7 protein-coding genes are annotated in these 12,430 nt (G+C 69.9%); 6 read left to right on the top strand and 1 reads right to left on the bottom strand.

What is annotated here, in order from left to right:
• Positions 1 to 16 precede the first annotated feature (16 nt).
• From ACT54R_RS02020 to ACT54R_RS01995, 6 genes are all read left to right on the top strand, one after another.
• Positions 17 to 628: a HupE/UreJ family protein gene (locus ACT54R_RS02020; RefSeq protein ID WP_476322938.1), complete on the top strand. Its 612-nt coding sequence runs from the start codon at positions 17 to 19 to the stop codon at positions 626 to 628.
• Complete coding sequence (locus tag ACT54R_RS02015) at positions 625 to 1,254, top strand: HupE/UreJ family protein (protein WP_476322935.1); 630 nt, start codon at positions 625 to 627, stop codon at positions 1,252 to 1,254. The genes ACT54R_RS02020 and ACT54R_RS02015 overlap by 4 nt, the downstream gene beginning before the upstream one ends.
• Before the next feature lie 138 nt (positions 1,255 to 1,392).
• Positions 1,393 to 2,976 carry a Do family serine endopeptidase gene (locus tag ACT54R_RS02010; protein WP_476322933.1) on the top strand — a complete coding sequence of 528 codons (1,584 nt, stop codon included), beginning with the start codon at positions 1,393 to 1,395 and terminating at the stop codon, positions 2,974 to 2,976.
• 237 nt (positions 2,977 to 3,213) lie between these two features.
• Positions 3,214 to 3,930 (top strand): winged helix-turn-helix domain-containing protein, encoded by a 717-nt coding sequence (locus ACT54R_RS02005; RefSeq protein ID WP_476322930.1) that lies wholly within the window; start codon positions 3,214 to 3,216, stop codon positions 3,928 to 3,930.
• Between the two features lie 98 nt (positions 3,931 to 4,028).
• Entirely contained in the window at positions 4,029 to 5,387 is a 1,359-nt protein-coding gene (locus ACT54R_RS02000; RefSeq protein WP_476322927.1) for an ATP-binding protein, read from the top strand.
• Positions 5,388 to 5,543: 156 nt separating this feature from the next.
• Complete coding sequence (locus tag ACT54R_RS01995; RefSeq protein ID WP_476322924.1) at positions 5,544 to 8,507, top strand: bifunctional [glutamine synthetase] adenylyltransferase/[glutamine synthetase]-adenylyl-L-tyrosine phosphorylase; 2,964 nt, start codon at positions 5,544 to 5,546, stop codon at positions 8,505 to 8,507.
• A 42-nt stretch (positions 8,508 to 8,549) separates the two neighbouring features.
• Here ACT54R_RS01995 and ACT54R_RS01990 read toward each other — a convergent pair whose 3' ends face one another.
• Positions 8,550 to 12,317 (bottom strand): PIG-L family deacetylase, encoded by a 3,768-nt coding sequence (locus ACT54R_RS01990; protein ID WP_476322922.1) that lies wholly within the window; start codon positions 12,315 to 12,317, stop codon positions 8,550 to 8,552.
• Positions 12,318 to 12,430: the final 113 nt, after the last annotated feature.

The following is a 12,430-nucleotide window of genomic DNA, read 5'->3' as shown; positions in this document are numbered from 1 at the left end:
TGGAAGGACATTCGTCATGAAGTCCCAAAGCCCGAATCCGGCGCTTGTCCTCGCCGGCCTGCTGGCCATGATCCCGCTGTCTCCGGCCCTCGCCCATACGGGCACGGGCATGCAGATCGGCCTTCAGAGCGGCTTTCTTCATCCGCTCTCCGGCGCGGACCACATCATTGCCATGGTGGCGGTGGGCCTGTGGGGCGCGCAGCTCGGCAACCCGGCCATCTGGGTGCTGCCCATCACCTTCCCGCTGGTGATGGCGGTGGGTGGCCTCATCGGCGTGACGGGCATCGACCTGCCCTTCGTCGAGCTGATGATCGCGCTGTCCGGCATCGCGCTCGGCTCCATGGTGGCCCTGAACATCCGCCCGCCGCTGTGGGTGGCCGCGACCATCGTCGGCGTGTTCGCCATCTTCCACGGCTATGCCCACGGCAAGGAACTGCCGGATGCGGCCGATGCGGTGGCGTTCGCGGTGGGCTTCGTGGTCGCCACCGGCATGCTCCACCTGCTGGGCATCCTCATCGGCGTCGCTGTGCGCTGGGAGGCGGGGGCCAAGGCGGTGCGCGCCTGCGGCGCTGCCATCGGCTGCCTTGGCGTCTACTTCCTGCTCGGTGCCATCGGGATCATCGAATGACACGTCTTTTCCGGCGCGCCGCGACAGCCGGCGCGCTTGCCTGCCTCTTCGCGCTCACGCCCAGCTTCGCCCATGCCCACCTCGTGGACACGCGACTCGGCGATTTCTATTCCGGCGCACTGCATCCGCTGACCGATTTCGAGCAGATCCTGCCCTGGCTCGCGCTGGCGGTGCTCGCCGCCTTCCAGGGGCCGCGCACGGCGCGCTGGGTGGTGCTCGCCTTCCCGCTGGCGCTGGCCGCCGGCGGGGCGCTGTCACTGGTGCTGCCGCCGCCGCCCTTTGCGCCGGTGGCGGGCGTCACGCTGGTGGCGCTCACCGGCCTCGCCGTCGCCGCGCAGCTCAGGCTGCCGCTCGCGGCCCTGCTGGTGTTGGCGGTGGGGCTCGGCCTGCTCGATGGCTACCAGAACGGCGGCGCCATGCTGGCGAGCACCGACCGCTTCCTGTTCCTCTCCGGCGTGACGGTGATCGGCTACGCCTTCGTCACCCTCGCGCTGGGCTGCGCCGTCGCCTTCCTCTCCGGCGTCGGCGGCTGGCGGCCCATCGCGCTCCGGGCGGCGGGAAGCTGGGTCGCGGCGGTGGGAATCATGGTGCTGGGCCTTCATCTGGTGTCGCGCGGGGTCGGCTGATCCCGCGCCAGCCCCGCTCACGGCGTCGCGAACGACATTACGGAAGCTTAATCCAGCCGCCAGATTGCCGTAACGATCCAAGCCTTAGCTTCCCTCTCGAACCTGCCGGGCATGGCAGGCAACAGAGAGACGCGACGCATGACCCGCTCCCCCTCCACCCCGTCCGTGACGAAGCGCAACCGCCGTGCCATGCTCGCGAGCGTCTTCGGTCTCGCCCTCGCCGGCGTCGTGGCCGGCCAGTTCATCCCGCCCGCCAATACCCCCGCCCTCGCGCAGATCACCACCAGCCAGCCGGCCAACACCTTCTCCTTCGCCGACATCGTCGAGAAGGTCTCGCCCGCTGTCGTCTCGGTGAAGGTGAAGAAGGACATCAGCGACCAGCAGATGGCCATGGGCGGCGAGGGCCTCGGCGGCAACGTCCCGCCCCAGATCGAGGAATTCCTGAAGCGCTTCGGCTTCGGCCAGGGCGGCCCCGGCATGGGTCCGGGCGGTCCCGGCGGCTCCGGCATGGGCCCGCGCGGCGGCATGGGCCCCAAGGGCGAGCGCCCGGTGGTGGGCCAGGGTTCGGGCTTCATCATCTCGGCTGACGGCTATGTGGTCACCAACAACCATGTGGTGGACGGCGCCGACGAGGTGGACGTGACCACCACCGACGGCAAGGAATACGTCGCCAAGGTGATCGGCACCGATCCGCGCACCGACGTGGCCCTGCTCAAGATCGAGAACGTCACCAACATGCCGTGGGTGAAGCTCGCCGATGGCGCGCCCCGCGTCGGCGACTGGGTGATCGCGGTCGGCAACCCCTTCGGCCTTGGCGGCACCGTGACCGCCGGCATCGTCTCGGCCCGCGGCCGCGACATCGGCTCCGGCCCGTATGACGACTTCATCCAGATCGACGCCCCCATCAACCGGGGCAATTCCGGCGGCCCGACCTTCTCGCTGAACGGCGAGGTGATCGGCATGAACACCGCCATCGTCTCTCCCTCGGGCGGCAACGTGGGCATCGCCTTCGCCATCCCGTCCGAGACGGTGAAGACCGTGGTGACCCAGCTGCGCGACAAGGGCTCGGTGGCCCGCGGCTATATCGGGGTGCAGATCCAGCCGGTGACGGACGATCTCGCCTCCGGCCTCGGCATCAAGAGCGCCGAGGGCGCGCTGGTTGCCCAGGTGCAGCCCAACACCGCCGGCGCCAAGGCGGGCCTGAAGGCCGGCGACGTGGTGGTCAAGGTGAACGGCGAGCCGATCAAGGAAGCCCGCGAGCTGTCCCGCAAGGTGGGCATGATGAAGCCGGGTGCCGAGGTCCAGCTCTCGGTGATCCGCGACACCAAGCCCATGGACATCAAGGTGGTGCTCGACCAGCTGCCCAACGAGCAGGTGGCCGCGCGCACCAACGCCCCGCAGGGTGAGGACGACAGCGCCGGCAACAAGGACATGCCGCGCCTCGGCCTCCAGCTCGCGCCCTCCAAGAGCGTGCAGGGTGCCGGCGGCGAAGGCGTGGTGGTCACCGGCGTCGAGCCCAACGGCCCGGCTGCCCAGCGCGGCCTGAAGACCGGCGACGTCATCCTGAAGGTCGGCGACAAGACCGTCGCCACCCCCAAGGACGTGCGCGACGGCCTCGCGGCCGCCAAGGCCGAGAACCGCAAGGCGGTGCTCATCCAGGTGAAGAGCGGCGAGGGCGTGCGCTTCGTCGCCATCTCGCTGGAAGGCAAGGCCAAGGGCTGAGCCAAGATCGGCTGAGCCAAATCGGCTGACCTCTGGCCCGAGCCTGAGACAAGGCCCGACCCGCATGACACGCCGGGGCTCATCCCCCGGCGACGGGCCTCCGGACCGAGGCGGATATCGCCATCGCCCCTGATGCCGCTTCGGCTCCGCAGGCGCGGGAAGCTCCAGAGGGCTTCCCGCGCCACTTTTTTCGGTGCGCGCGCCCGCATGGACCTGCCTGAAAGGTGAGCTAGAGTGATGACAGCGAATCTTGATCCGGGTCCTCTCTCCGCCATGCGCCTTCTCCTGGTCGAGGACGACCGCGACGCCGCCGAATATCTGCGCAAGGCCTTCCGCGAGGCCGGTCACGTGGTGGACCATGCGGCAGACGGCGAGGAGGGGCTCGCCCTCGCCCTGGACGGCAAATACGACGTGATGGTGGTGGACCGCATGCTCCCCGCCCGCGACGGCCTCTCCCTCGTCACCGAGCTGCGCGGCCGCGGGCACACGACCCCGGTGCTCATCCTCTCGGCGCTCGGGCAGGTGGACGACCGGGTGCAGGGGCTGCGCGCCGGGGGCGACGACTATCTGCCCAAGCCCTACGCCTTCACCGAGCTTCTGGCGCGGGTCGAGGCCCTGTCGCGGCGTGGCGTCAGCCAGGGTGCCGAGACCGTCTACAAGGTGGCGGACCTCGAACTCGACCGCCTCGCTCACCGTGTCACCCGCTCCGGCAAGGAGATCCAGCTCCAGCCGCGCGAGTTCCGGCTGCTGGAATATCTCATGCGCCACGCGGGGCAGGTGGTGACGCGCACCATGCTGCTGGAAAACGTCTGGGACTATCATTTCGACCCCCAGACCAACGTTATCGACGTCCACGTCTCGCGCCTGCGCTCGAAGATCGACAAGGGCTTCGACGTGCCGCTGATCCATACCGTCCGCGGCGCCGGCTACATGGTGCGGGCGGGGCTGGCGTGAAAGCGGAGGGCGCCCCGGCGGCCGGCGCGGGTGCGTCCGGAAACGGGGGGAGGGGGCAGGGTCCCATTACCAGCCCGTTCGCGCACGCGGCGCGTCTCGTGCGCACCACGGCGTTCAAGCTGCTCGCCGCCTATCTCGTCGTCTTCGCGCTGTTTGCGGTGTCGGTCATCGTCTACACCGCCTGGCACACCCGCTCCCTGATCCAGGGGCAGGTGGCGGACGACCTCGACCGCGAGGTCGTCGGGCTTTCCGACCAGTACCGCATCGGCGGCATCCAGCGGCTGGTCTATGTCATCGACCGGCGCACGCGGCGCCCGGGCTCTTCCATCTACGTGCTCTCCAATTTCCAGGGTGAGGTGCTGGCCGCCAACGTGACGGACCTGCCCATCGGCCTGCTCGATAAGGAGGGCACCCGCTTCACCACCTACAATCGGCCGGACGATCCCGTCGCCAAGAGCCATGTGGCCTTCGTGCAGACCATGATCCTGCCCGGGGGCTACCGCCTGCTCGTCGGCCGCGACATCGAGGAGCGCGACACGCTGCGCGATCTCGTGGCGCGGCCCGCCCAGTGGGCGGTGGTGCTGATCGTGGTGCTGGGCCTTGCCGGTGGCGTGTTCGTGACGCGGCGGGTGCTGAAGCGCATCGATTCCATGACGGCCACAGCCGAGACCATCATGGCCGGCAACCTCTCCGGCCGCCTCGCGCTGATGGGGACGGAGGACGAGTTCGACCGCCTCGCCCACTCCCTCAACGCCATGCTGGACCGCATCGAGCGGCTGATGCTCGGCCTGAAGGAAGTTTCCGACAACATCGCCCACGACCTGAAGACCCCGCTCACCCGCCTGCGCAACCGCGCCGAGGAGGCGCTGCGCACCGCCCGCACCGAGGAGGACTGGCGCGCCGCGCTGGAGACCACCATCGAAGAGAGCGCCGGCCTCATCCGCACCTTCGACGCCCTCCTGATGATCGCCCGCGCCGAGGCTGGGCAGGGGCGGGCGACCATGGGCGACGTGGACCTCGCCGAGATCGCCGAGGCGGTGTCCGAGCTTTACGAGCCGCTGGCGGACGAGCAGGGGCTCGACCTCACCGTCAGCGCCGTACCGGCGACCGTCCACGGCGTGAAGGAACTGCTGGCGCAGGCGCTCTCCAACCTCATCGACAACGCGATCAAGTATGGCCGTCCGGCCGACGGGGGCAGGGGACGCATCACGGTCACGCTGAAGCGCGACGGAGCGGACGCCGTGCTGACGGTGTCGGACACCGGACCGGGCATTCCGCCGGGCGACCGCGAGCGGGTGGTGGAGCGATTCGTGCGGCTGGAGGCCAGCCGCACCCGCCCCGGCTCGGGCCTCGGCCTCTCGCTGGTCGGCGCCGTGGCGCGGCTGCACGGTGGCACGCTCGCCTTCTCCGAAAACGGACCCGGGCTGGTGGCCACTTTCCGTTTGCCGGCGAAATGATGGCCGAGCGTGAACCAAGCCGTCGGCGCGGGCGTTAACCGCTGTAATGACCTCTTCATTCTCCCTCAACCCTGATGCGCGCCGCGGCTCCCGTTGCGGTGCTCCGATGAAAGAAGGCTTGCGCGCGGCAAGTCGCTGGTGCCTTTAGACCTGACCATGCGTTGGCCCACGGAACCGGATTCGGCGGACCAGCCGCCCCTTGCCCTGCAGATGCGGGAAACGCCCGTCGTGGCGGATCCGGAGGCGGCAAAGATTAAGCTTTCCCACGCCATCGAACGGCTGGCGCCGGAGGCGTGCGCCGCGCTCGATGCGCTGTTGGCGGATGCGCCTTGCGCCGTGCAGGTCTGTCTCGGGATTGCGGAAAGCTCGCCCTTCCTCACCGAGGTGATCCGCTCCGATCCGGAGCGGCTGCTGCGTGTGCTGAGCCGCCCGCCGCAGGCGCATCTTCATGCGCTCATCGCCGAATGCGCGGCCGTCGAGGGGAGCGAGGCCAATGTGATGCGTGCGCTGCGGCGGATGCGCAGCGAGGCTGCGCTGCTCATCGCCGTCGCCGACATGGGAGGCGTGTTCGGCCTCGTGGAAGTCACCGCGGCGCTGACCGGCGTGGCCGACGCGGCGGTGCGCAAGGCGCTGTCCTTCCTCCTCGGCGAGGCGGTGAAGGCCGGGCGGCTGATGGTGCCTGATGCCGCTGATCCGGAGGCCGGCTCCGGGCTCGCGGTGATCGCCATGGGCAAGCACGGCGCCCGGGAACTCAACTATTCCAGCGATATCGACCTGGTGGTGGTCTACGACCGCGACAGGGCGCCCCTCTCGGATAGCGTCTCAGCCTCGCCCTTCTTCGTGAAGATCACGCAGGGGCTGGTGCGCCTGCTGCAGGAACGCTCGGCGGACGGCTACGTGCTGCGCGTGGACCTGCGCCTGCGCCCCGATCCCGGCTCGACGCAGGTCGCCCTCTCCACCGTCTCCGCCCTCGACTATTACGAGCGGGAGGGCGCCACCTGGGAGCGCGCGGCCTACATCAAAGCGCGCCCCGTGGCGGGCGATGCGGAGGTGGGGCGGCAGTTTCTCGCCGATCTCTCGCCCTTCGTCTGGCGCCGCGTGCTGGACTTCCAGGCCATCGCCGACGTCCACGCCATGAAACGCGAGATCCACGCCTTCCGCGGCCACGATGTGGTGGCGGTGGAGGGACACAATGTGAAGCTCGGCCGCGGCGGCATTCGCGAGATCGAGTTTTTCGTCCAGACCCAGCAGCTCATCGCCGGCGGGCGCGACCCCCTGCTGCGCACCAGCCGCACGCTGGACGCCCTTGATGCGCTCACCGCCCATCGCTGGATCGAGCCCAAGGTGCGCGACGACCTCGCCGAGGCCTATCACTTCCTGCGCCGGGTGGAGCACCGCATCCAGATGGTGGCGGATGCGCAGACCCATTCGCTGCCCGAGAGCCGCGAGGCCATGGAGGGCTTCGCCCGCTTCATGGGCTATCCTGACCGCGACGCCTTCGCGGCGGCCCTGGTGCAGCGCCTCACCACTGTGCAGGGGCACTATGCCCATCTGTTCGAGGATGCACCGCCCCCGGCCGTGCTCGATGCCGACCTGCTCTTTCCGCCGGACGAGAACGACCGGCCGACTCTCTCCGCCCTCGCTCGCCTCGGCTTCAAGGATCCGGCGGCGGCGAGCGGCATCGTCCGGCGATGGCTCGCGGGCGCGCCGCGTGCCTTGAAGACCGAGCCGGCCCGGGCCCATCTCGCCCGCATCGTACCGCTGATGCTGGAAGCCCTCTCGCGGGGCGGCGACCCGGATGGCGCGCTCATCGCCGCCGACCGCTTCCTCACCGAGCTGCCGGGGCCGCATCTTCTCACCGCCTTGGACCGGCATCCGGACCTGGTGCGGCTGCTCGCGACGATCCTCACCGCCGCCCCCCGCCTCGGCGAAACACTGGCGCGGCGGCCGTCGCTCACCGACGCGCTGCTCGATCCCGCCTTCTTCGACGTGCTGCCCGACGAGGCGAGCCTCTCCGAGCACCTCGAGCTGCTGCTCGACACGGCCGAGACCGACGAGGAACAGTTCGACCGCGCCCGCCGGTTCCGGCAGGAGCAGCATGTGCTCATCGGCGTGCGCATCGCCTCCGGCACGCTTCCGGCGGCGCGGGCGGGAGAGGCCTATGCGACGCTGGCGGAGGTCATCATCCGCGCCCTGCACCGGCGCGTGTGGGAGCGCTTTCGCGAGGCCCATGGCAGCATCCCGGGGGCGGAGACGGCCGTACTGGCCATGGGCAAGCTCGGCGGTCGGGAGATGACGGCGGGGTCCGACCTCGACCTCATCGTGCTCTATGATTTCGACCCCGAGGCAGATCCCACCTCCGACGGCGCGCGCCCGCTCACCGGCGCGCAATATTTCGCCCGCTTCACCCAGCGGCTCGTCACGGCGCTGACCTCGCTCACCAATGCCGGCAAGCTCTATGACGTGGACCTGCGCCTGCGGCCCTCCGGCCGCTCCGGACCGCTCGCGACGCGGCTCTCCTCATTCGCCACCTATCAGCAGGCGGAAGCCTGGACGTGGGAGCATATGGCGCTGACCCGCGCCCGCGTGATCGCCGCGACGCCGGAGTTCGGCGCCATCGTGCGCGATGTCATCGGTGGCATCATGGGGCAGCCGCGCGACCCGCGCCGGCTGGCGGGCGACATTCTCGACATGCGCCGCGCCATCGCCGCCGAGAAGGGCGAGGACGACCGCTGGAACCTGAAGCACGCGGCCGGCGGGCAGGTGGACGTGGAATTCCTTGCCCAGTATCTCGTCCTGGCTCACGCCCACGATCACCCCGAGATCGTGGACACGGCCACCGCCCGTGTGCTCGCCACCGCCGAGCGGCTGGCGCTGCTGGCGCCGGAGGATGCGCACGTCCTGCTACGCGCCTGCCGCCTCTATCAGAACCTGACGCAAGTGCTGCGCCTGTCCGTGGATGCCCACGTGGTGCCGCAGGACGCGAGCCCGGCGCTCCGCGCGCTCCTCGCCCGGGCCGGTGAGATGCCCGACTTCGCGACGCTGGAGGCCGATCTGTTCGAGACCGAGCAGAAGGTCCGCGCCATCTTCGCGCGCGTGCTGGAGACCGCGGCGGAGTGAGGCGATGCCCCGCCGCATGATCGCGGGGCGGGGCACCGAGCTTCAGTGGAAGTCGGCATCCCCGCCGGTCAGCCAGACATGCCCGCGCATCTCTTCTGCCGGAATGCCGGGCCGCCAGGCGGTGGTGGGCGTTTCCACCTGGATGTCACGCAACTCGCATTCCGGGCCGGCGATCCGCGCCGCGACGCAGGTCTCGGCGAACCAGCCCCAGAGGTCGCGCGCGCCCGCGGCCCCTGCAATGCGGCGTGCCGCTTCCACCAGCGCCGGCATGGCGGCGAGCGGACCGACGAGATCGAGCAGCTCCACGGCGTCTTCGGCGGTCCGCCGCAGGACGACGAGGCCGAGCGCGTCGCCCTCCTCCGGGCCGGTCACGAGGTGGAGTTCATAGACCTTTTCGGGATGGCGCAGATATCGCTGGACCAGGCTGTCCCAGTCCCGGATCGCGACCACCTCGGCGCTCAGGTCGGCCGCCATCTGCCCCCACAGCGCATCCACCTGCTGCCGCGCGTCGGCATTGTCCGGATCGGCGAGCCGGCGGGCCTCCGGGGAGGAGCCGTCGGTGATGGCGGGCCAGTGCAGCTCCATCACCCGGTCAGTGGCCTCGGTGTAGAGGCCGAGCAGGCGCGGCCCCCGCATGGCCTTGGCATTGGGGAAGCCGGCGGCCACGAGATGGTCCGTTCCGAACCCGCTGTAGATTTCCTGCATGGTGGCGGCCGCTGCGAAGAACGGACCCTGACGGCCGAGGCTGCGCTGGCTGCCCTTGCGGGCCATCAGGTCGCCCGAGAGCGACAGGCGCGTCGGATGGCCGAACGCCAGCGTGGGCCGGCTGATGCCGCCATAGTGGATGGCGAGCTGGCCGTCGATCCAGATGCCGAGGCCGTGGCCTCTGTTGTCACCGTACTTCCAGATCCAGTGATCGAGAGACATGTCGTGGCCGAACGTCTCGCGGAACAGTTCGGCGAACGCGGGAAACAGGTCCGGCGTGATGCGGCGCATGCGCCAGCCTTTTTCGACGCTGCGCCGCAGGACCAGCAGGCGATAGCCGAAGCGGCCTTCGGCATAGGCCGATTGATAGGCGCGGTTCGAGGCATCGAGGGCGTCGAGCATGGCCCCGGGCACGCCGAGTTCGCGTTCGAGCGTTGCCCGGTGGCGCCCGGTCATCTCCAGCATGGCGTCAACCGTATGCACCGCCATGGCGCTGAAGTCCTGCTCCACCTCCTTCGTGAAGCCAAGCCGTTCCGCCAGCGCGACGATGTGGCCGTAAAGGTGGAGCGGTTCCGGCGTCAGAAGAGTGCGCTGGATGGCGAACTCGTCGAGGATGACAACGACTCCCCCAGGCTTCAGCAGGTCGAGCGCGCGGTCGAAAATCTCAAGAGAGCCGATATATTGCGCGCTCTCCTGGAACAGGATCACGTCGAAGGGCGCGGCATCGGGCGGCGGGGTCCAGCCCTCGTAGGTGGCCTCGACCAGGGGCAGGTCGGCGCCGAAGCGCGCTCGCGCGACCGCGACCTGGGCCGGGTCCGGATTGATGCCGGTCACGTCGTAGCCTTTGGCCACGAGCTCGGCGAGCAAGGTGCCGAGCCCGGTACCAACCTCCAGAATGCGGGCCGGCGGCGGCGGGAGCTGCGCCAGCAGGAGGTCCGTGGACCGACGCTGGGCGGTGACCATCGGTTCGCCGGCATGATCGAACAGGGCGAAGTGCAGCCACGCCACCTCGCCCACCTCAATCTGCAGCAACGCCCCATAGACATTGAGCGGAAACGGCAGGGCCTTGAACGCGGACAGGTCCGGCGGCCCGTCTGGCCCGGCATGGCTGGCGTGCTCAGCGGCCTCGGTGGAGAAGGGGGATGTTGCCACGGCATCGTCAGGACCCGTGTCCGCCGGGGCATCCGGTGCCGGGGTGGCGGCCTCGGGGGGCGCCTCGTGTGCAAGGTCCGGAGCGTCGTCCGCCCCATGGAGGCCGATGCCGGGCCCATCAGTCGGCTGCGCGGGCTCGGCTGGGGGGGCTCCGGCTGGCTCTTCCTTCTCCGGCTGCTCGGTCGGGGCATCGGCCACTGCCGGCTCTTCGTCCTCGCGATTGCCCTCGTCTTGGCCTGGAAGGGCCGGGGTATCGCAGACTGGCTGGACCTCGGCGGTCTGCACGTCCTCCGGCTGCGGTTCAGCCGTTGCCGTCGCCGCTTCACCGGGCGCCGCGGCGGCTTTCGCCAGCTCCGCCTCCAGCGCGGCGATCCGGTTCTGCAGCGCGGCGGCCTCGCCGCGAAGCTTGCCATTCTCCGCCTGCACGTGACGCAGACGATGCTCGGTGGAGCGATGGAGGCCGAGGACGCGGTTGATGTCCTCCGGCTGCCACAGCCCCAGCCATTTGCGGTAGACGGCAAGGCGGGCACCGTGGGCGACCGCCGGATCGAACGCCCCCGTGCCCGCGCCCGAGCCGCCCGTGCTCACATAGGTCGCGCTTACGCCATCCGACCTCAGGAAGCGGCCGTGGCGCGATACCTGGAGCCAGAAATCCCAATCCTCATAGAGGACAAGGCTCTCGTCGAACCGGCAGCCGGCGTCGAGCGCGCGGCGGCGGAACAGCACCGCGTGGACCGGCAGGTAATTATCGTAGGCGAGGCGATCGGCGTCGAAATGTTCGTGAAATACGGTGATGGGGGGCTGCCTGGGGTCCCGGCTCTCGACCACGCGCACACCGGAATAGGCCGCGACGGCATCATCCGCGCCGCGGAGAAGGGCGGCGAGAGTCGCCACGTGGTCCGGGTCGATGTAGTCGTCATCATCCAGGAGGAGGATCATTTCGCCGCGCGCATGGGCAAGGCCGAGATTGGCTGCCGCGGGACGGTCGAGCGGCGCGGTGCCGCCCACGGCGCGCAGGGGATAGCGCCAGCAGCCCTCGCCGGAACGGCCGGCCTGTGCGGGATCCGCCTCCACCAGCACGATCTCGATATGGGGGTAGGTCTGGGCGCAGATGGAATCGAGCGTCTCCGCAAGGCTGCTGCGCCCGATGGTGCGCGTGACGATGGAGACGAGAGGGGCGACGGTGCCGGCCGGCGCGGCCACGGTCGGGGGCACCCCCGCATCGGCCCAGGCGCCCATGAGCGCGCGGTAGAGCCCCGGCGTGCGGGCCCGCAACTCCTCGCCCGTCGCCATCCAGTAGGCCTCGGCAGCATCCACGCCCGGCCCGAGCGTATAGGCGCGGAACCGGTTCAGGCCGTCGAGGACGTAGCTGTCATAGGGCCGCTCGGCGAGCTGGGAGGGAAAGCACCGCATGGCCGCCTTGAGCGTGTCGGTCAGGTCGGTCACGTCGAGGAGGCGGTTGGGCAATTGGGGATTGCCGATTTCGTAGCATGCGATGGCGAGCGGGCCGCCGCGCCGGCGCACCGCCTCGATGGCGGCCAAGGCCAGCGCGCGGTGGTCGGGATGCACCTCGTAGATGGAGGGCGCATAGACGATGGCCGGCCGGTGGATGGCGATGAGCGAGGCGACGCGGGCGACGAGGTCTTCGTCGTAGGCGAGCCCGCGGTCGGGATAGTCCAGAAAGTGGGGCGCGCCATAGCCCAGCACCTGCGCCGCAGCGCGGGACTCCGCCTGGCGCATGGCCACATAGTCGCCGGCATGGTCGGCCGCGCCGGAGGCCGCCGCGCCGTCCGTGAAGATCACCACCGTGACGGGCTCGCCGGCGCCCACATGGCGCAGAACCGCGCCGCCGCAGCCGAGAATCTCATCGTCGGGATGGGGCGCGAGGACGAGGGCGGCGCCCTCGATCAGACGCCGCACGCAGCTATAGGGGATGATGCTTGCTTCGTTCATTGGACCCCGACCGCCGGCTGGAGCACGCCTTCGCTTTGAAAAAAGCGGGCTCACCATGTGTCCCGCATCGCATGGCGGTACGGGACACATGGATCGGCTTTAGCACAGCCAAG

This window comes from Xanthobacter sp. DMC47, from assembly GCF_056313845.1.
The sequence above is the reverse complement of the archived record's forward strand: the minus strand, read 5'-3'. Positions and strand labels throughout refer to the sequence as shown.

Bases quoted from the DNA above. Each gene is read 5' to 3' on its own strand.
- ACT54R_RS02020 (WP_476322938.1), top strand. From the start codon at position 17: ATGAAGTCCCAAAGCCCGAATCCGGCGCTTGTCCTCGCCGGCCTGCTG.
- ACT54R_RS02015 (WP_476322935.1), top strand. From the start codon at position 625: ATGACACGTCTTTTCCGGCGCGCCGCGACAGCCGGCGCGCTTGCCTGC.
- ACT54R_RS02010 (WP_476322933.1), top strand. From the start codon at position 1,393: ATGACCCGCTCCCCCTCCACCCCGTCCGTGACGAAGCGCAACCGCCGT.
- ACT54R_RS02005 (WP_476322930.1), top strand. From the start codon at position 3,214: ATGACAGCGAATCTTGATCCGGGTCCTCTCTCCGCCATGCGCCTTCTC.
- ACT54R_RS01995 (WP_476322924.1), top strand. From the start codon at position 5,544: ATGCGTTGGCCCACGGAACCGGATTCGGCGGACCAGCCGCCCCTTGCC.
- ACT54R_RS01990 (WP_476322922.1), bottom strand. From the start codon at position 12,317: ATGAACGAAGCAAGCATCATCCCCTATAGCTGCGTGCGGCGTCTGATC.